Annotated in this window: 21 protein-coding genes; 12 read left to right on the forward strand and 9 right to left on the reverse strand. The window is 42.1% G+C overall.

What is annotated here, in order from left to right:
* Positions 1–30: 30 nt before the first annotated feature.
* Both serS and sppA read right to left on the reverse strand, forming a co-directional pair.
* Complete coding sequence (gene serS, locus EO98_RS15365) at positions 31–1,296, reverse strand: serine--tRNA ligase (protein ID WP_048142143.1); 1,266 nt, start codon at positions 1,294–1,296, stop codon at positions 31–33.
* Between the two features lie 139 nt (positions 1,297–1,435).
* Positions 1,436–2,680, reverse strand: a complete 1,245-nt coding sequence (sppA, locus tag EO98_RS15370) for a signal peptide peptidase SppA (protein ID WP_048142145.1) — start codon at positions 2,678–2,680, stop codon at positions 1,436–1,438.
* Between the two features lie 334 nt (positions 2,681–3,014).
* Between sppA and metG the strand changes: the two genes are divergently transcribed.
* Positions 3,015–5,150, forward strand: a complete 2,136-nt coding sequence (gene metG / locus EO98_RS15375) for a methionine--tRNA ligase (RefSeq protein ID WP_048142147.1) — start codon at positions 3,015–3,017, stop codon at positions 5,148–5,150.
* Between the two features lie 169 nt (positions 5,151–5,319).
* Here metG and cyaB read toward each other — a convergent pair whose 3' ends face one another.
* The 5 genes from cyaB to EO98_RS15400 all read right to left on the reverse strand — a co-directional run bounded on the left by cyaB (position 5,320) and on the right by EO98_RS15400 (position 9,369).
* Entirely contained in the window at positions 5,320–5,853 is a 534-nt protein-coding gene (gene cyaB / locus EO98_RS15380; protein ID WP_048142149.1) for a class IV adenylate cyclase, read from the reverse strand.
* Between the two features lie 90 nt (positions 5,854–5,943).
* On the reverse strand, positions 5,944–6,342 hold the full coding sequence (locus tag EO98_RS15385; RefSeq protein WP_048134130.1) for a Zn-ribbon domain-containing OB-fold protein: 399 nt from the start codon (positions 6,340–6,342) through the stop codon (positions 5,944–5,946).
* Positions 6,343–6,348: 6 nt separating this feature from the next.
* The gene (locus EO98_RS15390) at positions 6,349–7,521 is read right to left on the reverse strand and encodes a thiolase domain-containing protein (RefSeq protein ID WP_048142151.1); all 1,173 of its coding nucleotides are present in this window, start codon (positions 7,519–7,521) and stop codon (positions 6,349–6,351) included.
* Positions 7,522–7,536: 15 nt separating this feature from the next.
* A complete protein-coding gene (locus tag EO98_RS15395) occupies positions 7,537–8,586 on the reverse strand; it encodes a hydroxymethylglutaryl-CoA synthase (RefSeq protein WP_048134126.1) in 1,050 nt (349 codons plus the stop codon).
* 42 nt (positions 8,587–8,628) lie between these two features.
* On the reverse strand, positions 8,629–9,369 hold the full coding sequence (locus EO98_RS15400) for a helix-turn-helix domain-containing protein (protein ID WP_048134125.1): 741 nt from the start codon (positions 9,367–9,369) through the stop codon (positions 8,629–8,631).
* Positions 9,370–9,511: 142 nt separating this feature from the next.
* Here EO98_RS15400 and EO98_RS15405 point away from each other — a divergent pair, with 142 nt between their 5' ends.
* From EO98_RS15405 to EO98_RS15455, 10 genes are all read left to right on the forward strand, one after another.
* Positions 9,512–10,330, forward strand: coding sequence for a Dna2/Cas4 domain-containing protein (locus EO98_RS15405; protein ID WP_235283766.1), 819 nt, complete (start codon positions 9,512–9,514; stop codon positions 10,328–10,330).
* Positions 10,331–10,930: 600 nt separating this feature from the next.
* On the forward strand, positions 10,931–11,341 hold the full coding sequence (locus EO98_RS15410; protein ID WP_048142154.1) for a hypothetical protein: 411 nt from the start codon (positions 10,931–10,933) through the stop codon (positions 11,339–11,341).
* Positions 11,342–11,935: 594 nt separating this feature from the next.
* A complete protein-coding gene (locus tag EO98_RS15415) occupies positions 11,936–12,478 on the forward strand; it encodes a hypothetical protein (protein ID WP_156164121.1) in 543 nt (180 codons plus the stop codon).
* 110 nt (positions 12,479–12,588) lie between these two features.
* Positions 12,589–13,176 carry a PKD domain-containing protein gene (locus EO98_RS15420; RefSeq protein ID WP_255350197.1) on the forward strand — a complete coding sequence of 196 codons (588 nt, stop codon included), beginning with the start codon at positions 12,589–12,591 and terminating at the stop codon, positions 13,174–13,176.
* Between the two features lie 153 nt (positions 13,177–13,329).
* Positions 13,330–14,763, forward strand: a complete 1,434-nt coding sequence (locus tag EO98_RS15425; RefSeq protein WP_082098644.1) for a YncE family protein — start codon at positions 13,330–13,332, stop codon at positions 14,761–14,763.
* 145 nt (positions 14,764–14,908) lie between these two features.
* A complete protein-coding gene (locus tag EO98_RS15430) occupies positions 14,909–15,505 on the forward strand; it encodes a UPF0228 family protein (protein ID WP_048142162.1) in 597 nt (198 codons plus the stop codon).
* Positions 15,506–17,144: 1,639 nt separating this feature from the next.
* Positions 17,145–17,642 (forward strand): hypothetical protein, encoded by a 498-nt coding sequence (locus EO98_RS15440; protein WP_156161153.1) that lies wholly within the window; start codon positions 17,145–17,147, stop codon positions 17,640–17,642.
* Between the two features lie 576 nt (positions 17,643–18,218).
* Positions 18,219–19,394 carry a hypothetical protein gene (locus EO98_RS15445; RefSeq protein ID WP_235283769.1) on the forward strand — a complete coding sequence of 392 codons (1,176 nt, stop codon included), beginning with the start codon at positions 18,219–18,221 and terminating at the stop codon, positions 19,392–19,394.
* A gap of 143 nt (positions 19,395–19,537) precedes the next feature.
* Positions 19,538–20,074, forward strand: coding sequence for a UPF0228 family protein (locus EO98_RS15450; RefSeq protein ID WP_048142173.1), 537 nt, complete (start codon positions 19,538–19,540; stop codon positions 20,072–20,074).
* Between the two features lie 95 nt (positions 20,075–20,169).
* Positions 20,170–22,074: a phosphoadenosine phosphosulfate reductase family protein gene (locus tag EO98_RS15455; protein WP_048142175.1), complete on the forward strand. Its 1,905-nt coding sequence runs from the start codon at positions 20,170–20,172 to the stop codon at positions 22,072–22,074.
* Between the two features lie 13 nt (positions 22,075–22,087).
* Here the strand turns inward: EO98_RS15455 and EO98_RS18585 are convergent, their stop codons facing one another.
* Entirely contained in the window at positions 22,088–22,252 is a 165-nt protein-coding gene (locus EO98_RS18585) for a hypothetical protein (protein WP_156161154.1), read from the reverse strand.
* Between the two features lie 182 nt (positions 22,253–22,434).
* Between EO98_RS18585 and EO98_RS18590 the strand changes: the two genes are divergently transcribed.
* On the forward strand, positions 22,435–22,638 hold the full coding sequence (locus EO98_RS18590) for a hypothetical protein (protein ID WP_156161155.1): 204 nt from the start codon (positions 22,435–22,437) through the stop codon (positions 22,636–22,638).
* Between the two features lie 13 nt (positions 22,639–22,651).
* Here the strand turns inward: EO98_RS18590 and EO98_RS15460 are convergent, their stop codons facing one another.
* The gene (locus tag EO98_RS15460) at positions 22,652–22,906 is read right to left on the reverse strand and encodes a protease inhibitor I42 family protein (RefSeq protein WP_048134120.1); all 255 of its coding nucleotides are present in this window, start codon (positions 22,904–22,906) and stop codon (positions 22,652–22,654) included.
* Positions 22,907–23,124 lie beyond the last annotated feature (218 nt).

Raw genomic sequence — 23,124 nt, forward strand, 5'->3', positions numbered from 1 at the left:
TATATGGTTTTTTAAAAGTAATCCACAAGTTCAAACTTTGCTGATTTCTTCGGCCCCTCTCATGTACGGCCTGAGGACTTCCGGAATCTCTACGCTGCCGTCCTCACGCTGGTAGTTCTCCAGTATCGCAACGACGGTCCTGCCGACAGCAAGGCCTGAACCGTTAAGCGTGTGGACGAACTGAGGACCTTCAGGGGTTCTGAAACGGATATTGGCTCTTCTGGCCTGGAAGTTCTCAAAATTCGAGCACGAGGAGATCTCCCGGTACTTTTTCTGTGCGGGTACCCATACCTCTATGTCGTAAGTCCTGGCCGCCGAGAACCCTATGTCGCCAGTGCAAAGGCTTATGACACGATATGGTATCTTCAGGAGTTTGAGAATCTCCTCAGCATCGAGGGTGAGTTTTTCGAGTTCTTCATAGGATGTTTCCGGCTTCACGAATTTGACAAGCTCAACCTTGTTGAACTGGTGCTGGCGGATGATGCCTCTTGTGTCCTGACCATGTTTCCCCGCCTCACGCCTGAAGCAGGCGGTATATGCTGTAAGTAATACCGGCAGATTTTCCACATACTCGTCCATGAAGAGGTTGGTCACCGGGACTTCCGCGGTCGGTGCAAGATAATAGCCGTCAGCGCTGCATACATACATGTCATCTTTGAACTTTGGCAGCTGCCCTGTGCCGGTCATGGCTTTTTCATTGATAAGCACAGGCGGCAGAACTTCGAGATAACCCTGATCGGTGTGTACATCAAGCATGAAGTTTATGAGAGCTCTTTCAAGTTTCGCGCCCATGCCTTTATAGACTGTAAAGCCCTGGCCTGCTATCTTTGTTCCTCTCTCAAAGTCGAGTATATCCAGCGCCTCCCCTATCTCCCAGTGAGGCTTTGGAGTGAACGTAAATTCTCTTGGCTCTCCAACTACCCTTACAACCGGATTGTCATTTTCATCCTTGCCTATAGGCGTCATGTCAGAAGGGATATTGGGGATACTGAGCATTATTTCATTTATTTTTAACTTATAGTCGCGTATCTTATCATCTATTTCTTTAATACGATCATTGATGCCCTGCATTTCGTTTATTTTTGATAAAGCATCTTTATTTTCCTTCTTAAATTGCGCTATCTCGCGGGTGACCACATTGCGTTTATGCTTCAGGCTATCACCCTCGGTGATACAGTCCCTCCAGGCCGCGTCATATTCAAGAAGGCTATCTATAAGCTCGGTGCCCATATTCCTGTTAATAAGAGCACGCCCAACTATGTCGGGGTTATTACGTACAAATTTGAGTTCCAGCATGTTAAGCCCGAGATATCCTGCATGTTAGCTAATATATATTTTGCTATTTTCAGGGTGTAAACCTGTCTAAAAAACAGAAAACTGAATTAATTAAGAAAAATGAATAACGGAAAAAAAGGAAATAGAGGGAATCCGATAATTAACTTGTACAGGCAAGAATCTTCCCATAAGGGCTTTTCTCAAAGTAATTGACAAGTTGCCTGGTTTCCTCATTGGAATCCCTGGACTCCGAACCGAGAAGTAACCTTGAAATGCTTGCCCTGTTCATATATACAACTCTTGGTTCACCCTGAATGCCTCCAAGTTCCGCAGCTTTATCAATTGCGTCATAGAGGTTTCCAAAGTCGTCCACAAGCCCAAGTTCCTTTGCTCTGGATCCGGTATATACGCGTCCGTCGGCAAGGTCTTTTACTTCACCCCGGCTCATATTACGCCCTTCCGCGACCTGAGTTACAAAGTTTTCATAACTCTCCATGACAACGGTATCAGCGTATTCTTTTTCGTCGTCCGTAAGCCCTCTCCAGGACCCTCCCATATCTTTGAACTCTCCGGACTTTGAAATGTAATAATCTATACCTTCCTTTTCGTTGAAAGAAGACATATTCTCAAAGACCCAGATAACTCCTATGGATCCCGTACTTGTGGAGGGATTTGCAAATATGTAATCTGCAGGCGCAGAGATATAATATGCAGCGCTGGCCGCAAGATCTCCCATGGAAACAATAACAGGGATGCCCTGTTCCTGAGCTTTCTCAATCTCTATTGCAATCTCCTGGGCGGCTGCAGGAGACCCTCCAGGACTGTTTATCCTGAGCACGATTGCCCTGACGTTTTCATCTGCTACAGCGGTGTGGATGTTTTCAGAAATCTCTTCTGAGGTTGCATAGCCGAACCCTGAGGGAACGTTTCCAGTGAGCATGGAGCCCTGTACATAAATTACCGCTATCTTCTCGGAGGTCCCTAAATTTCCTCCGAAACCGAGGCCGTAGAATATAGCAGCCATACTGACTGCAATAACAGTAATCAGAGCCAGTAAGACCACAACATAGGACGTACCGCTGCGTTTCTTTTTATGTACGGAAGGAGAAGAGCCTGAATTCATGCTTAAACTCTCATTTTTAATTATTTTTTTCTCAGGAATTTTCTTCTCAGGGTCCCGGGGAGGAAGTCCCTGATCATCCGTTTTTGCCGATCCCTGTTTTTCAGGAGCAGAATCGGAATCTGAGGAATTTTCCTTGATGGTAATATCTGAAATATCCTCCTCAGGGATAATAGTCTCTTTTTTATTGAATGTACTACTTCCCGAAAGGTCGTCTCCGGATGCCTCTTCCGGATTCATGCTTTCTGAATCCGTACCTTCTGAGTTTACATTTTCATCATTCATATCTGACAGGACCGCACTTCCTGGATTTGTTTCTTTAATTTCCGGTCTATGTTTATTTTCTGCTGAAAACTCCAGTTAAGGGGACAGGCAAATTCTCCTGGTAGGGGGAACTGCCAGAAACATCTTTTTCAAAAGCCCGCAAATAAAAGGGTCAATTCAACAGGTCTGAATTGTCAGAGCAACTATTTATGTTTCTCTGCGTTCCACCCCTCTTTTATATATGATTATCAACTATCCCTCAAATAAGTTCCCTTGTAAATACAATAAGCGAAATATATTTCAGAATTGCAGTCATCCAGAAGAGATACACTTATAAAAATATATGGAGATAAGAATGTCAAAATCATCCAGTAAACCCGTACTTGTCACCTGTGGCTTACCTTATGCCAACGGCAAGGCACATGTCGGGCATCTCCGGACCTATGTGCCCGCTGATATTTTTGCCCGCTCCTTGCGGAAGGAAGGAAGGGAGGTTACCTTTGTTTGTGGTTCGGATACCCACGGTACCCCAATTGTCGTAAACGCCGAGGAGCTCGGAATCACCCCTAAAGAACTTGTAGAGGTCTATCATAAACACTTTGATGAAACTTTCAAGCAGCTTGGTGTTTACTTTGATGCTTTTGGGACAACCGATGACCCTGAAAATCATAACCGGACCCTTAATATTGTAACCAGGCTGATTGAAAAGGGCTATGTGTACCCGAAAATCATAGAAATCGCTTACTGCCCAAAGTGCAATCGCTTCCTTCCTGACCGTTATGTGGAAGGAGCCTGCCCTCACTGTGGAGAAACAGCCAGAGGTGATGAATGTGATCAGGGCTGCGGAAAACACCTTGAGCCCGGGGAGCTTCAGGACCCTGTATGTACTATCTGCGGAGGGCCTGCAGAGTACCGTCAGCAGGAACACTTCTTTTTCAAACTTTCCGAGTTTAGCGACTACCTGCTGAATTACCTCTCAAATGACCTGGGAGGCACCACCAATGCTATCAATTACGCACTTGGCTGGGTAAAGCAGGGGCTTACGGACTGGTGTATCACAAGAAACCTTGAATGGGGAGTTAAATTCCCGGGGCATGAAGATCTTGTGGTTTACGTCTGGGTGGATGCCCCCATAGGATACATGGCTTTCACCGAGGAATGGGCCGCAAAGACAGGGGATTCCTGGGAAAAATTCTGGAAAGAGGACGGGGAGATAGTCCACTTCATTGGAGGGGACATTACCTACCACCACTGCATTTTCTGGCCTGCCATGCTTAAAGGTGCAGACTATTCCGTGCCTACAGCTGTTGTAGCATCAGGCATGGTCAAAATAGAAGATAAAAAGTTTTCCAAGACCAGAGGTTATGTGGTCTGGGTAGGGGAAGATTATCTTGACCACGGCTTCCATCCAGACCTCCTCAGGTATTACCTTGCAAGCTACACTTCCCATACTAAGGAACTGAACTTCTCCTGGCGCGTGCTTCAGGAAAAGATCAATACCGAACTGGTGGCTGTATTAGGAAACTTCCTGTACAGGACCATGCTCTTTGCTTTCAAGAACTATGGAGAAGTCCCTGAAGGGAAACTCGAACCTGAAGTAAGCGCAGAAATAGAAAAGGCTCTAAAAGAAATAAAAGCTGCAATGGCTGAGTACGAGTTCAAAAAAGCTGTCGATTCTGCCATGACTCTTGCGTCTTTCGGGAACATTTACTTCCAGTCCCACGAGCCCTGGAAACTTCTTAAAGAAGATCGGGCCGCTTGCGGACAGGTCCTCTACAACTGCCTCCACCTGGCAAAAGCCCTGAGCATTATATTTGAACCCGTGCTCCCGCTGACCATGGAAACAGCCTGGAAAGGACTCGGACAGGAAAGCGATATACATGCCGTGCAGTATGAAGAAGCCCTCGTGCCCCTGAAGGCAGGCACAAAACTTGCAAAGCCTGAGCTCCTCTTTACCAAGCTCGAAGATGACAGGATAGTAGAGATGGACGAGATTGCAAACCAGAGGGTAAAAGCTGCAGATGCAAAGAAAAACGCGGCAAAGGGGGGTGAAAAGGAGCCTGCCAAATCTGATGGAATGGGCCCTGTAGAAGAGGCAAAACCAGCCGAAAAAGCCGGAGATGCAGCAAAAACAGAAGAAACAGAGCAAATAGAAACCCTTCCCCAGATAGATTACGAGGACTTTGCAAAACTTGACATCAGGGTAGGAAAAGTTATCTTTGCTGAACCTGTAAAGAAGTCAAAAAAGCTCCTGCGGGTTGAAGTGGATATAGGAGAGGAAAAGCCAAGACAGCTTGTAGCAGGCCTATCTTCATATTATACTCCTGAAGAACTCACAGGTAAATCCGTAATTGTACTCGCCAACCTGAAACCCGCCAAACTCTGCGGAGTTGAGTCAAACGGCATGATACTTGCAGCCGATGACGGCGGAGCGATTGTATCAGCCCTTATGCCGGATAAAGATCTAAAGCCCGGCTCCAGAATAAGGTAAAAATAGAGTAAATTAAAATCGAAATTAAATCTAAATTAAATCAAAATTTGACAGTTGTTTTCATGTCCGTGCATGATGCGGGCATGAACAACTTATTGAGCCAATCCCAGGGCTCATTTTAGTATCAATAAAAAATAGTCGGGAAAATTATTGAAATTGAACCGGTAAATTAATCATTGCTTTTATCCAGTACCATTTCAAGGTAAGAAGTCCGAATAGAGTCTTTTTCCTCGGCGCCAAACTGTTTTAGCAACTCAAATAATTTTTTCCTTGAAATTTCAAGATCTTTTTCATCTCCAGCTACGATTTCGACTTCCAGGAATTCTCCGAGCCCTTCGACTGCGTCAAGACAGACAGTTATCTCTCCTGCCCTGAAGACTTCCCTTTTTTTGCGGACGATTCCGGCTTCCGAGAATCCAAGGGCACGTAGTATTCCTGTGGTAGTGGCCTCATCCACAGAAGTTTCGAGCTCTTCTCTGGTTTTGGATACTTTATCGAGTTTGGGACCTTTATAGGTCAGCACGGCTTGACCGTCCAGGGAACGAATCCTGAGCGCCTCGTCAGTTTTTGTAAAATCCCTATAAGGAGCTGCAAAATAGGTATCTGACTGATTCTCAACCCCGATTCTACTTGCCCCGATTTTCTCAAGGATAGGGCGGACCTTTGAATGATCCGCTCTGACCTTTACTTCCACTTCAATCATAGTTTAAAGACATCTCCAATTTGATCCGGGAGGCCCCGGAAAATCCTCACTTTAGAATCATTAACGGAATCCGGAAGAATCCGGATCCGATCATGTATCTGCAGGGACGAATTTGGTACCGTAGTAGATCATACCGTGCTCGCCGTCTTCCCCGAGCTTCCTGAACACGGATTTAACCCGTGTTCCAATCTGGATTTTTTCAGGGTCTCCAATCACCTGGGAGGTTAGACGGGGCCCTTCATCCAGTTTAATAATTGCAAGGGTATAGGGAGTCTGGTTTTCAAAACCTTCCGCAGGCGTGTGAATCAATGTATAGCTTACGATTTCGCCGGTGCCTTTGAATTTGAATGATTCGAGCTCACCCATGCGCCTGCAGTTTACGCAAACATTGCGCGGGGGATAGAAATATTCCCCACATTCCTTGCAGCGGGTCCCTTCAAGGTTATACCTGCTGCCCAGGTTTCTCCAGAATCTTGGTACAGAAGACATCGAATATCACCTCTCCCTCGAGAAAATGTGTATTACTGCGGTCGCTCCTGACCCTCCTACGTTGTGGGTCATTCCATACTCGGCTCCTGCTACCTGACGCTTTCCTGCATCCCCGCGAAGCTGGGTTACAATTTCCACAGCCTGTTTTATGCCTGTTGCTCCAACTGGATGTCCGCAGGCTTTCAGGCCGCCGGAGGTGTTGACAGGGATCCTTCCGCCTATCGCAGTTTCCCCATTTGCTGTGACAATTCCGCCTTTCCCTTTTTCTGCAAATCCCAGGTCTTCAATTGCGCAGATCTCAGCAATGGTAAAGCAGTCATGTACCTCGACAAGGTCGATATCTTCAGGTTTCAATTTTGCCATGGAATATGCTCTCTTTGCAGCCATCACGGTTGCGTCCAGGGTTGTGATATCCCTTCTGTCATGCAGGGCAATTGTGTCACTTGCCTGGGCTGTTGCCTTAATGTAAATGGGCGTATCAGTATATTTGTGGGCAACGTCCGCAGGAGCCAGAACAAGTGCAGATGCCCCGTCTGTTATGGGGGAGCAGTCAAAGATATGTAACGGGTCGGCTACCATTATTGAATTCAGTACGTCGTCCACGCTAATTTCATTCTTGTACTGGGCAATGGGGTTAAAACACCCGTTTTTGTGGTTTTTTACGGCTACTTCTGCAAGCTGTTCGCTTGTAGTTCCGTACCTGTGCATGTGCAGCTTTGCAATCATTGCATAAAGCCCGGGGAAGGTTGCTCCTGCCATGCCTTCCCATTCCCGGTCAGCAGCTGCTGCAAGAGCGGAAGATGCCTCTTCAGACCCGACATCAGTCATCTTTTCTGCTCCTGCTGCTACTACGATGTCGCTGTAGCCTGAAGCCACAGACATTATAGCCTGGCGCAGGGCAAGCCCTCCGGATGCACAGGCAGCTTCTACTCTGGTAGCCGGGACATGAAGGTTTCTCGAAAGACCGGAATAGTCTGCGATAAGGGCACCTATGTGCTCCTGATCAATAAAGCGGCCTCCACTCATGTTTCCTATATACAGAGCGTCAATCTCTTTTCCACTTACGCCTGCGTCCTGGATTGCTCCGATCCCGGCTTCTACGACGATGTCTCTCAGGGAACGCTCCCAGAGTTCCCCGAATTTTGTATTCTTTATTCCGATAATTGCTACGTCTCTCATGTATTCACCCCGTTTTCAGGCCAGACGGATTTTACCTTTATGTCTGGCATACTTTGCGTAGTCGATGTATATAGGATCCTTGATAAGTTCGGAAACCGTCGGAGCCAGGTTTCTGATTTCCTCAATCCTGTCAGTAACTGTTATGCTGAATGAATCGGACCCTGCTCCGGACCCGAAAGCGGTTGCAAAAATCCGGTCCCCGGGTTTTGCCTGGTCAAGGGTTGCGGCGATTCCCATAAGGCAGGACCCTGAATATGTATTCCCTATTTTTGGAACTACAAGTCCCGGAGTTATCTGGGCTTTTGTGAACCCCAGCATCTTTGCAGCTTTGGTAGGGAACTTCCCATTTGGCTGGTGGAAGACTGCATAATCATAATCTTCAGGCTTTGTCCCGAGTTTTTTAAGCAGACCTTTTGCGCCGTTTGTCACATGTTTGAAGTACCCCGGCTCTCCTGTAAAGCGGCCACCATGTTCGGGGTAAGGCATCCCTTCCCTTCTCCAGAAGTCAGGAGTATCTGTTGTAAAAGAGTAAGTATCTTCAATGATTGCTGCAAGTTCGGATTCTTTTCTCCCGATGAGGCAGGCGACTCCTCCTGCTGCGGCAGTGTACTCAAGGGCATCACTGGGGGCTCCCTGGGAAACGTCTGCTCCTATAGCCATGCCAAGGTCAATCATTCCGGAACCCACCAGTCCCATACATGCCTGAACTGCAGCTGTTCCTGCCTTACATGCAAACTCAAAGTCTGCTGCAGTCATTTCAGGGGTTGCGCTGATAGCCTGAGCTACGATAGTGCTTGTTGGTTTTACAGCATAGGGATGACTTTCTGAACCTGTATATACCGCCCCAATTCTTGAGGGATCGACGCCGCTTCTTGCTATTGCGTATCTTGCCGCTTCAACTGCAATCGTTGCTGCGTCTTCATCTACATCAGGTACGGATTTTTCGTACACCATGAGGCCATTTTTGAGAGCCTCTGCGTCATCACCCCAGAGCCGGGCGATTTCTTCAATTTTTATACGGTATCTCGGAACATAAGCACCGTATGATACAATTCCAATAGTCATGTGTTCACCTGTTTTTGAGTGTTTAGGGCATCTTCCAGGGGGTCATTCCCTTGCATAGTATTGACTGTATTTTTTCAGTAACTGCACAATCTGGTCGAGGTCCATTGTAGTTGCGACCAGGGGTACACGGTCTACTTCCGCCATCTTGACTGCAACAGGTTCGACCTCTTCTTTACAGAGCCCGTGAAGCACAACGGCTCCGGGTTTCAGGTTGGTGACTCGGATAGCTACCATGGGGGATTTCCCGGTACTGACCTTTGTAAAGATCATGGCTCTGTCCGTACTCCAGCCGTAGAGCTTCTGGAATTCGTGGGAGGAAAGTTCCAGAACTGCCCGCTGGCTGTCGATGACAGAAAAACCATATAGAGGTCTTTCAGCTCCTTTGTAGACAATCTCGCCTTCAATAAGGTTTACCAGTTTAGCAAGCTGTATCGGGATAGTATACTCGTATGTTGAGTAGATTGATTTTGAGCCACATTCGGCGTTAAGTATCGATTCGTAAGTGTGAATCTTTTTGCCTCCCCGCTCTATATCAACTTCAAGCAGGGATTCTACGATCTTCCGGACGATCATTGTCCCTGGAGACTTTCGCCTCCCGCTTTCATAATCACTGATAACAGAGGGAGAAACCTTCAGGTAATTTGCAATATCGGTCTGGGATATCTCAAAGTTTAACCTCCACTTTTTCAGTGACTCTCCGGGTTTTTCTGAGAGTGTGATATCTCCAGCCATTTTTTCTGCAAGGCGGTTGCGCAGATTTTCTGAGGAATCGTTGGATGTCATGACTTACTTAATCTAAGAGGAAACGTTCCCTTATATATTTAACGAATGCGAGTTCGGCAATCGTCGCAGAAGCTTAACTATCGTGTAAGGGCGAGATCTTATACAAAAAATTTATATCAATTGTAAGAGAAATTGTAATGTGATGCCTGCAGATTCCCGGAATCCTGAGATAAGCGTTTCTGATCTTCTCCTATATATCAACTGCCCGCGGCGCGTATACTTTGTCAGCCGGGGTTTTGAACTGTTCCCGGAAATAAACGCTTCAAGGCTTGAAAGAATGCTCCTGAAAGAGTTTTCTCTGACTTTTCCTGAAATTGTGAGGGAATGTTCGTTAAACGCCGATAACTTGTGCAAAGAACTTGAAACTGCTTTTCTCCAGGCATGTGAAGATCTTCCTCTTATGTTTCCAACAGAATTCGCATGCATTGAAAAGGAAGTCCTTGAAGAAGGGCAGGCGCGGGCAAGAGCTAAAATTCCGGAAATTGCCGCTAATCTTCTAAAAGGACTTGAAGAATTCGGAAAAGACCCTATGCTTGCGGCACTTACTCCTGTTAAAACCGAGCCATTTCTTTCATCGGAAAAACTTAACCTGAAGGGTGTTCCGTCCAAGCTTGTCTGTTTCGAGGGCATGAATGTCCCCTCTATTCTAAAACCGGGAAACTGCCCTCTACAGGGCGTGTGGGCATCTGACCGGATGCACGCCGCATCACTTGCCCTTCTCCTTGAAGCCGAATCAGGAAAAGAGATCCCCTTTGCTTTTGTTGAATACGTAAGTTTTGGCCTGATTCGGAAAGTGGTTATCCGAAGCTCGGACCGCAGGGAGGTATTAAAAATCTGCAGGCGTGTGGAGAAAATAAAAGCTGGATTCATGCCCGAGAAAACGGAAGAAAAGTTCTGTCCGGAATGCACTTTTTCAGAGCACTGTGTTTCAAATTCGTCCCTGATGTCAAAGTTTTTTTGAATCGGGAATGGACGGAAAAAGATTACAGCGCAATGAAAAAAGCAAGTTCGTACATTTCTTAAAAACAACGTCTCTCATTTATTAAGTTTAAGAAAGGACTTGCGTTGAGTATGAATATATAAGCGTTCTATCCAGAGTCTCTAACAATCCGTCTATTAAGTAATAATTCTGAAAAACAGAATCATAAATCAAATGTTCTTTCTGATTGTTTGATACTCTGGACAGAAAAGTTATAAGGGGATAATTAAAAGGAGTTTGTGGAGTTCAAACGTACTTTCCAGATCACTCGAACTCCATAAAACATGCCCTAAGAGGCACGAGTTATCTCACTTTCCGCAGTAAATTTTCGCATATTCACAATTTTCTCTGCTATCGATTTTCAATAAAACGTGGATTTATTGGAATTTTATGCAGGAGGTAAAGTAACTATATGGCGTATCATAGAGACCAAAAAACGATATTATTCAATTTTCTCCAAGTTCCATTAAAAATCCAAATTAATTTGATTTGTTATAAAAACGCTATCCGGAAAAAGATATATCTTTGACAAAATACTGATAATGTAGGGTATATTGGATTGATTTTAATTAAGGGGTTAAAATGCCAAGAAGAAAATTTCTTATCATATTTGTAGGTATATGCCTTTTGTTAGTAGGCATTGTCGTTTTACCTTATGTTATTAGGCATAACTCTCTCCCTGACAAAAAAGAAAATAATACTTTGTTAATCATACATAATCAGGGAAATACAAGTCATGAAGTTACTGTGAAATTATTTGACTCAAAAAACAACTCTATATTTAATGAATCATATATTTTAGCTCCTGGGGAAGATATAAGAAGTCAATATCCAGTTGGATTGGTAACGGGGACATACATTGAAGTTACATTAAATAACAATATTACAAAGACCGAAACTGTTTCTCAAAATTTGAGCGATATAGCTATCTTATATATTAATATAGATGCGCATCCCGATGATCCATTGGATCTAAGCATTGCTGTTCCATGAATTTGATGGTATTAAACTGAACTAGGTTCTCTTAAATTCACTATTAAACTTGCCCAAATTTTTAAGATTTATTTTTATCTTATTTGATTTTGGTATAAAAAGATGAAAATCCTTAACAAAAAATCATCTTTTAATTTTTATTAGAAGAGACGATTTGTAGCACATGCAGCTATATAAGTTTTCTAGCCAACTCATTAAACTATTCGTCCTATTAAGTAATACTTCTGTAAAACGTAATCCTAAACTCAACATCCTTTCTGATTATTTGATAACCTGGCCGGAAAACTTATAAGGAGTTGACAATGAGGAGTTTATGGAGTTCAAAAGTATTTCCCGTACCACACGAACTCCATAACATACGCCCTAAGAGGCAATAATTATGTTAGCTTTGTGTATATTTAAGCTTGCCTGATTTTGCCTCCTAGGGAAAAATAACTAGGAGTGAAACAAATGATTTAGTACTGTTTACATTAAGGAGCTATACCAATGAACCGGATATCAATAAGTCAGACAAAACTGTCACTATTTCTAATATCACTCACTTTTTTTGCTTGGTGGATAGAAGCCTTCGTTTGTATGTTTATTACATGGAATATGCCTAATCCTCCTCTTATTAATCTCCTATCTTTATATCTCTTCTCACTGCTTCTTCCCGCAGTTGGACTTTTGATTTTTATGAAAAATACAAAAAAGACCTCATCCAGATGGTATTGGGGAATTCCATTTCTTATCGGACTTATATTATATACATTTATCAGGGACTTTTCATTTATGAGACCGTTGGAGCCAGGTGCTCTATTTCAATTCACTTATGGTCAGTCATTCATTGCCTCCTTTGACAAGTGGCATCTGTTAGAGGGCCGCTCTATAGCGACTGACCCTTTCATAAATTCCATTTCTATCTTCTTTTCTCTAGCTTCTGCACTATTCTGTCTTTCTGTCCCGGAAGAAAAACGGAAGAAAATGATGTTACCATTAGGACTCTCTCTTGTCGCAGCACTTTCTAATATGATACTTTTTGTAGAATACTCGATGAAAAATCCCGGAGACGTTCCCATTTTTTTCTATATATATTCAATAGCTATTCTCATCCTTGGTTTATCATTCATAAGAGTAGCTGTCATCTATGACAAGTAATAAGTCCATATTTTTGAAAAAAATAGGATTTTCATATTCCAATAGTAGTAATAAATTCTCGATGATTAACTTACCAGTTTTGTGTGTGAAATTTCGTTCTAGAAGAAAACATTGATGATAGCCTTATGATTGTTGATATCGGCAATCCTTCCTCTCTAATTTTAAAAGGGATTTGTGATGTTTGTGCTAGTGATGTTGAAGTTTCCGGGAATTATATCTATGCAATTAATGGTGTTAATGGTCTTGTTATTCTGAAAGCAAACCCAGAACAATCAGCGTTTATTGTTGCAGACTTCAGCAGCAATTCTACATCCGGTTACGCCCCTCTTTCGATCCAGTTTAATGACAGTTCTCAGAATGAAACCGTATGGAACTGGGACTTTGGAGACGGATTAAATTCAACGAATCAAAACCCGATCCATACTTACTCCTCAGCAGGAACTTATAATGTTGAACTGACAGTAATAAATGGAAACAGAACAGCCTCAAAAGAGGCTACGATATTTGTGCTGGATGCAACTAGTTTCAGTGAAAAAAACAGCATCGGGGGCGAAGGAGAAGATAGTGCTGGCGTAATCATAACAAAAGATACAAGCATTCCTGCAAAAGGAAGCAAAAGAACTCCTGGATTTGAGATAGTTTACGGAATCATGAGCCTGATAGCTGCATTCTGGATAAAGGAGATTAATAAAAAGTAAGTAGAAAATTTTCCTGAAATTATTTAGTCTCGGGATTCGTTTCAATTTTTTCATACATTCATAATCCAAAAATCTTATTCGATTATGTAGTAAGTCCAAATTTCTCGATGATGGTACTAGCATGAAAGAAAAATGCCAGTTGAGGGATAAAAGATGAAAAGTAACACTATATCAACAACGCCAACTGTCACTTTTTCGATTTCACTTCCATCTGTGGCAATGTCTAATGAAGCACACATAGGATACGCCCTCACAAGAGCTTTGGGGATAACAGCACTTGCGATTTTAATATTGGTGAGTTTAGCAGGTGCCGCTCCTTTTGCATATGTGACGAGTATAGGTATCGACACCGGCACTGTTTTTGTAATTGACACAGCAACTAACAATCTTACAGCCGTGGTGCCTATAGAAGGCTGGGCTGGAGAAGCCGCAATCAACCCTGCAGGAACAAAGGTATATGTGACAGACTCATCAGGATTCAGCACCAATGTTTTTGTAATTGACACCGCGACAAACACTGTTGATGCAGTAGTGGATGTGGGAATTTATCCCCGGAAAGTTGCAGTTAATCCCAAAGGGTCCAGGGTTTATGTGACGAATCGTTACAGTAGAGTGGACGATAACAGCAACAATGTCTCTGTAATTAACACAGTAATTGGCACATCCACAAACACTGTAATGGACCCGGTTAATATGGGGCTAAGTACTTCTGACGTTGCATTCTCCCTGGATGGGAAAAAAATCTATGCTACCAACAGTCGCAACAACACTACCTCTGTAATTGATGCGGCTACAAACAAAGTTACAGCTATTGTTCCTGTAGGAGATTATCCTACTGATATTGCGGTCAGTCCTGATGGAAATGAAGTGTATGTGATTAATTCAGGGAGCAACAATGTTTCTGTAATTGACACGGTTACAAACAATGTTACAGGAACTGTATCTGTAGGAGACAGCCCCGGTGATATCGCAGTCACTCCTGATGGTAAAAAGGCATATGTGACAAACTCCGGTTCCTACAAAGATCCCGGCAACACTGTTTCTGTAATTGATACATCAACAAACACCGTTACAGCTACAGTGTATGTAGGAACTGCTCCGAGGGGGATTGCAGTCACTCCAGATGGAAAAAAGGCATATGTAGTGATCTCTGATAGCTACTCCAGCGACTACAATAATAATGTCTCTGTAATTGACACAACCACAAACACTGTTACAGCGACTGTGAATACAGGAAAATATACTATGAACGGTCCTGCTGGAGTTGTCATTGGACCTTTTAGAAGTTCTGATATGACTGATCAAAGCATAAAGGCAACCTACAATGAAACTGGCCAGAGTACAATGGCGAATTTAAACGCAACTGAAGATATAGGAGTTGAAGAAACTAACTTATCATCGTCTGAAGACAAAAGTGCTGTTGAACTCAATAATTCAAACAATAGTAATGATACAAATAATTCTGAATCTGATAACGGTAGTGTCTCAGGTGGAAATGAACCGAGCAAAAATAATTCTACTCCGGGTTTCGAATTATTGGGGAGCTTGACCTGTATTTATGGAGGATGGATACTTCGGAAAAAGTAATACAAGGTTTGGATTGAACATGTATTGCTGACGACTGATGATTCGTTCCTGTTGGATCTGGTAATAGAAAGCATAGAAATGTGATGATCGAAGCTTCACGCATACTGTGAGGGATTAAAACCTTTAATCTTTTTGCGGTGTTGGTATGGGTAAAATCAATACGGAGATCGCTATTTTTATTGTATTTCTTATTCTCTTAGCTTTTTGGGGGCTATTTATTAGAGTTCCAGTTGAGGACACGCAAACGACAGCTGATGAGCTGAAGGTAAGTGGTATGTATGTCCAGTTTGAAAACGGAACTTCCGATCATGAAGTTGCAACTATTCTTAAAAACTGCAACATGACTATGGACTACAGCATAAAGTACAATATTGATTCTATGGCGAATGAGTACTACATTATGTTAGACAAAGATGAAAGGGATGTGAGACGCGAACTGAGCGAAGGGATGAAGGAAGATAATAAAGATTGGACGGTGTCTTCTCCGTCACATGTTATCAGGAGAGAAGATTATTACGTAATTATGGTATCTGAACAAGCTACCAATGATGAAACTTTTCTTGCGATACTGGATAAATATGATATTCAGATGAAAAAATCTGTTTGGTGCTATATTCGCTTTGAAAAGCCGGATGGATCCAGGTATTGGATTCCAGAGGAAAATGCAATCAGAATAAAAAATGAACTTGAAAGTAATGAAAGTATTTTTTCTGTACATATTGACTACATTTATGATCAATAATTTATTCACGTTTTTGAGAAGATGTTCGAAGATTGTTATGTATACACAAACATACAGATAACTATGGATTGACTTTATAGAATAATTTTATCACAATCCTGATTCTAATATTAATAAATCGTGACAGCAGACCGTCTTAAAATAACGTTAATTTGTCATTTGACTCCAGGAGTCTGAAAGGGCAGAAATTTTACTTATTAGTATGCTGGGATTGTTTTTCTCTCGGCTAATTAAGTAAGGTGCGTTTGTTTGGTGCATTATGGAATAAACCAGCGTTTTTGGAATTAACATGAATGCAAAATCAGCTAACATAATATCACGTATATTAGCACTGATAGCTCTTATTATAGCACTATATAATGCATATCTTGGATGGTTAGACAAATCAAAAGACTCTTACTTATCAATTCTTATATTGATATTTGTTTTATTGTCATTACTTACCGCAGAATATTCAAAAAAACAAAACCGCTAGGGATTATGTTATCAAAATCTATACAGAGTTATTCATTGCAGGTGCTTTTAATGTTTCTATTATAGCAACGTCTATGGTATGCTATTTTCCTTCTTATCAGTCTTTTTAGTATAATTTCTTGCAGGCTCTTTGTATGGAACTAAGGTTCTTACTGTCGGGAGTATGACAAATTTGTGCAGGCATTGCTAGAGCCTATCGTTTAATGATTACGAAATGAGGTACATGGAAAAGAAGCTTACTAAATGGGGATTCTGAAAAGATAATTTCTCATTCATTTTCTGTGGAGTGATTCAGAGGCTCTTGGCTGGATGAGGGGATAGAATCACGGGGCAGACAAGATCTCTTTGCAATGAGGCTGCACGTAGCTAGAAAAGCTTATAATAGCACACAAGTCTACAATTAATTATGCATGACAGCACATAGAATTAGATTGCTCCACGTTGTGATACTTTTTCTTTGAAATGAATGCCTGAATATGAGTTATGACAATGTCCTCATATATGTATCTTCTCTCCATACCATCAAACACTCAAAGGTTAAGGAAAGAATTCAGATTCAAAACGAGCACGAAAAACAGATTGTTTGATACTGTGGACAGAAAACTTATATAGAGATAATTAAAAGGAGTTTATGGAGTTCAAATAAACTTTCCAGATTCAGACGAACTCCATAACATACGCCCTAAGAGGCAATAATTAGGTTAGCTTTGCGTATATTTAAGCTTGCCTGATTTTGCCTCCTGGGTATAAGATACACAGGAGATAAAATAATGAACCGTAATAAAATTGGAGCAGGTATACTTCTTTTGGCAGTACTACTTACTGGAGTAGTATTCGTAGCTTCCGCGTCTGACGACAATAGTCAAAATACACTACCAAAAGGCGAGATATTTGAATTTAACGAGTCAAATTCACAACGTGTAGAACTACCGGATTTCGGCCCTCATATTATGATTATCTGAGAAAAGACCTCAATGTTTTAGCAACAAAAGGTAAAATCCCACAGTATGATACTCAAGTAGAAAGGCAAAACTGGCTTGCTAAGCTTAATGATATTAGAGTTATCGCACGAAATGAATTAAGTCCTTATGCGTATCCAAAAGGGCCAGTTTTAGCACATGGTTTTGACATAAATGGCACAATGAAAGTTTTTCTTTATGAGGGTATGAATGTTACGGACACTCAAATCAATGAAATATACAATGTAATAAATGCAATAGGAAATAAAAAGAATATACAGGACATTCCTGTTATATTCAAAAAAAGCGATTTCGTCAAAGATGCTGTTGCGAGTGGTTATGATACTAAGTATCGTAATCCATTAATTGGTGCAATACAGCTCACTGGTCAAACCGGCGCTAGGGGAACACTGGGTTTTTGTGCTAAAACGGGTAGTGGAACTGGATATGTTACTGCACAACATCTTGGAACTCATGTAGGTTATCAGATGTATCAGCCAACGAAAACATCACAAAATTCGTTAGGTACTGTTTCAATGATTAGCGGTCATCATGCAGATGCATGTTTCGTTCCATATGGTGATGTGTCTGCAAAAATTCATATCGGTAACGGAAACACTTTACCAGTAGTTACTTATATGTCGGCACAACCAAGCGATGAATGGTCTGGCCTGACAGTGTATAAGTCTGGGAAAGTATTATGATTTAATTGAAACAGATGTTCATATTGAGAGTGGAGATAGTGGAGGTCCATTGTATACCATGCCAACAAGTGCCAATAAGTGTAATATTATAGGAATTGCAAAGGGTGTTATGGCTGGTAACTCTCTCTTCTCGTCAGTTTATGGAATTAAGTACGATTTAGCGGGTGTTGTTGTACCAATCACAACTTAAATAGTATATATAAAATAACCTTTATACTTAAGCTCATCCCATTACCAATTTTATTTTCACATCTTATGAGAGTTTTGTTTTATAGCCTGAATTCGACAGATTCATTTAGTTTGTGTAGTATGTACTTACAAAAAACGCATTGCTTCGGCACAACGAGTTTATAATATCTGAATTATGGCAAAAATCAATAAAAACACGATAAACTTTGAATAGTATGAATAAAACAGATGCAGAAAGCTAATTTGTTTATTAGAAAAGGTATGCTTCTGTCAAATTAAGGTTACAAATGTTTTCATGCTCATAGGTTTGATTGATTATTCTAAACTCAAGACAAAGGAAAGGTGGTTTTGGGATTGGCTCTTTTATAAATGCTTTGAGGAACTTGCATGGAAATACGAAAACTTCTCTTCATATTTTCAATAGATATTCTTTTGATATTTGGTTTCACTACATGTGCGGTTTTCGGAATAAGTTCAAACGGTAATAAATCAGCTCAATCAGGTGATTACTTGAGCTATGAAGTCAGCAACGTAAATTTCGACAACTACAACTACTTTTTTGGTCTTAACTCATACGGGAATACTGTAATTACTATATACGGCAAACCCCCTGCACGGGATACTGAAGAACAAAAAGACCGATGGAATTCTACTCTTGAAGAGCTCAGTAGTAAAACAAAAGCTACTCTTGCTTCCAAATATATGTATCCTCATGGAGAAGTAGTAACATGTGGGGCTAATACCAAGGGGTACTTTGTGATTTTATTTAAGTATGGCAATGTTGATGAATCGTTGATGAATGAAATATATGCTCAAATAGACAACTCTGCAAGAGAAATGAGCATATACGACATTCCAGTAGAATTCGGATATGGTACATATTATCGGCAGAAAATTCCACTGAGTGATGGACTCAGAGAATATGAATTTGGAAGAAGCATAGAAAACCTTTCTGAATCTGATATACAGATTATCGAAGAGTATATGATGCAAAAACATGAATCAGTTTACAAAGGTGGAGATATTGCAAATTATGGAACTATTCCCTTACTGAAAGATAAGAACGAGCATGACGCATGGGTACATAAAATGATGTTGATTTTTCACCACATTAGAGGAAAATTAGATTCGTATATGGATAAAGGTCAAATTAGCTCATATGCATACGGATCCACTAGATTGGAAGTCGGGATTCCCCAAAATTTGTCCTATGAAGAAAAGACAGCTATTGCTAAAGAAAGTTATCAAGTAATTGATGGAGAAGCAAGAAAAGAAAATGTAACTGATGTTCCTGTTGCTTTTAAAAGTGTGGGGAACCTTTATAATGCAACCGAAACTGATGATTTAAGACCAATTGAAGAAACTAACTTATCATCGTCTGAAGACAAAAGTGCTGTTGAACTCAATAATTCAAACAATAATACTGATACTAATAATTCTGAATCTGATAATGGTAGTAGCTCAGGTGAAAATGAATCGAGCAAAAATAACGCTACTCCGGGCTTCGGATTATTGGGAAGCCTAGCTTGCCTATATGGAGGGTGGAAACTCAGGAAAAAGTAATGATGGATCTGGATAACCGGATCGCTGGCAATTGGTAATCTGTAGCCTGTTGGATCTGATATACAAACGGTTGAAGCCTCTGGTTCTTAAATTAAATGCATATAATGAGGAGTTAAAACTCCTCCTTTTTTTCGGTGATTTATATGAGTAAAATTAGCAAAGCAGTAGTTGTTTTTATTGTTTTTCTGATTTTCTTAGTACTGATGATGCAATCTCAAGAAGTTAAAGTAGCTGGTTTACTTATTCAATTTGAAAATGAAACTACTGAGCCGGAAGTTAAAGCCATTCTTGAAAATTACAACATACCTGTGAATTATACCATAGACTACAATTCTAATATTGGGCGAGGAATGTATTACATAAAAGTAGATGAAGATAAAATAAATGAATTGAGGAAATATGAAAATTGGACTTCTTTAATTGAAATCAAAAAAGGAAGTTATAACATAATTATGTTATCTGAAGAATTTGTTCCAAATGAGAATTTTCTTACAATGCTGGAAAAAAATAATCTTCAGCTGAAAAAGGCCGTCGTGTGTTATATCCATTTTGGAGATGGACCACATAATTGGGTCGTGGGGAAGAATTGTGTTCTGGAAAAGGATGCAATCAGGATAAAAAATGAGCTTGAAACAAATGAGAAAGTTTTGATTGTAGGCCTGGATGATATTGAAGGGTAAAAACACTGCACTGAACTATCACTGCATAAATTATGATACATGAATCAAGAAAAGCCAAAGCCTTTTAAAGGTGAACCTCGCTCAATCTGCATGACATGTCCAAACCAGTATACCTTGGCAAAATGCTCCTGCACTGGTGCGATGCCTGCAATGTGCCTGTGCTCGGAAAACAGTGTGGTTGCGGCAATAGAGCAAAAAAAGTTGAGGTCACTCCTCCCGGCGATATTCGTCCGGCTTTTGATTATGATATAAAACGCATAAATTCCGTTTCTGAAAAACAGTTCAATACCTCCCTTATCCCCGAAGGTCACCTTGTGGTGCTTAACAAAGCCCCTTATGAAGACCGGATGGATGAAATTATAGTGGACGGGGAAGTCCTTGCATCTATCAGGTTTGAAATCGAAAACTGCACATGGGTCCTGCTCCCCAGGCTTGAGGGAGCACGGCGGCTTTTTCAGGGCAGGGATAGGAAAGAGCTTAAAAAATGGGTTGTTATCGAGCCGGAAATTATGCCCTTTATCCTGAAAAAAGGGGCAAGTATTCTTGCTCCCGGAGTCCTTGATGCAGACCCGGAAATCGAAAAAGAGGACGAGGTTGTTGTTCTCCTTCCTTCAGGAGAGGTAGTTTGCTGCGGGAGAGCCCGGCTGACAGGCAGGGAAATGATTGAAGAGAAGCGCGGGAATGCGGTAAAGCCGCGCTGGAGTGCAGAACCCGTGGCTGCAAAAATCCTCCCCCCGGAAAAGAGCTGGGATGATGCCGTAAAAGCTAATGAGAAAATTCTTGACTCAATGATAGAGACTGCTCATTCTTTCATAAGAAACGTTTCCGGAAGTATGGACCTGAAAGTCAGCGTATCCTATTCCGGGGGCAAGGACAGCCTTGCAGTGCTGCAGCTTGTGGATGAAACTCTGGAAGATTATGAATTGATGTTTGCAGATACAGGGATTGAGTTTCCGGAAACCCTTGAAAACGTCCGAAAGGTTTCAGAATATTATGGAAAAACCCTCCGGACAGCGAATTCAGGAGATTCTTTCTGGGAGTCTATCGGAGTTTTCGGGCCTCCTACAATGGATACGCGCTGGTGCTGCAAGATCTGCAAACTGGGGCCCATTACCAGGGTTATTGACGAAAACTATGAGGGGGGCTGCTTGAGTTTCATAGGCCAGCGCCAGTACGAATCCCATGCTCGCTCCATCAGTAATAAGGTCTGGAAAAATCCCTGGGTTGGAAATCAGGTCGGAGCGTCTCCCATACAGGAATGGACAGCTCTGCATGTCTGGCTTTATCTCTTCAGGACAAAAGCTCCCTATAATCCGGCTTATGAGAAAGGGTATGACCGAATGGGATGCTGGCTCTGCCCTTCCTCCTCACTATCCGACTTTTTCCAGCTTAAGGAAAGCCATCCCGAACTTGCACAAAAACTCAACTCCCACCTCCTGGCCTACGCTGAACGGATGGGGCTTTCCTCCGAATGGGTAAAATACGGCTTATGGCGCTACAAACGCTACCCAAAAGTCCTGCAGACACTTGCGGATAAAAAGGGAATTTCCCTGCTCCCTACTCAGGAAGCTCCCGGAGAGCTCCATTTTGAAGTTGCCACAGGATACAGGCCCTGCAAAGCAGGAGGGATTTCTGCGGATGGAAGTTTCGGACAGGCGATAGACATCGAAACTCTTAAAGAAAGCGGAATGCTTAACCCTGTAGGGAAAGTTTCCTTCATAGAAGGGGCTGCCTCTGTTGTTCTGGGGGAATCCAGAGCTCAGGTCTTTGCTTCTGGAAATGTAAACGGAAGAAGTGAAACCGAAAAAACACTGAAAAAGCTCATGCGAATGGTCGAGTTCTCGGTAAGAAGGGCTATTCTCTGCCAGGGCTGTGGAGTCTGTGTAGGACACTGTGAGCACAGCGCAATTGAAATGAAAGAAAAGAGAGCCTGGATCAAGGAGGGCTGCACTCACTGCGGAGCCTGTATAGAGGTCTGCCCGCTTGTGAAATTCATGTAAGTATTCTCCAGCGTTAAATGGTCAGGTTGTCCATAGTTAATCTCTTGACATTATTCCGGGCAGCCTGGCCGACATCTCCTATTTTTTCCTGTCCTGTACCTGTGCGGCTGGTTTCGTTTTTCTCTTCTGCATTGTGCAGAGCCGTAGCTGGCTCGCCATCCAGAGAACAAACGATCATGAGAGGGCCTGCACTGTTGTTAAAAGAGGCCTGATCTCAAAATTCCTTCGCTAACCTCAACTAAGAGATGAACCATGGAAAACACGACTGAAGGACAAGGAAAATCTATCAGTATTTTTTTTAATTAGTCCTCCTGAGCAAAACTAACTGCTAAAACCCATAAATTAGACATGTTGGTCCTCTTGAGAGAAGCGAAAAGGACTGCGGGCTGTTGCGATTACATCGCAACTCCCTGGAAATCTCCGATTTCCTGTGATCCCGACTCGCAATTCGGGTGGCACAACCAGGGGAAAAAGCAGAAAAAAAGTAAAGTGAGCCCACGGCAAGGCAGGGCGGATGGACTTAAACCAGAGAAGGTGACCTTGCCAGGGCTCCAGGTCCCGTGACCTGTAAGAAGTATTATTCGGCATCAATATTGATCTCAAAGCAACTTGCTATCTGGTTACCCCTCCGGTATGTGCCTGTTATCTTTTGACTTCCCTGGCAAGTTACCTGAATGTCCCATACACGGTATCCCCCGCTGCCAGTCTCTTCTTCATCTTCAGGGACAAACCTGTCCCTCATTATCTGTAGGCCGTTACTGGTTGCGATATCCCAGCTGAAGCCGCTGACTGGATTTTCCGGAAACTGGATTGTAAACGGTTTTTTAATCATATTGTCCCTCTCCTAACCGTCCTTATGCAGCCGTCCTTCCTTTCCCACTTTTAATATTTTTCGCCATTTTTTGTGAATTTCAGATAAAGTGCCGTTTTGAAGAAACCTACATGCAGAGGTGATCTTCATAAAAAATAGCCTCTTTCAAAAAATGGGGTAGGAATTCAGGTTATGGAAGCAATTTCAAAATGTTATCCTTATTATTATTGCATTTCTTG

The organism is Methanosarcina sp. 2.H.T.1A.6, assembly GCF_000979455.1.
Taxonomy (GTDB): domain Archaea; phylum Halobacteriota; class Methanosarcinia; order Methanosarcinales; family Methanosarcinaceae; genus Methanosarcina.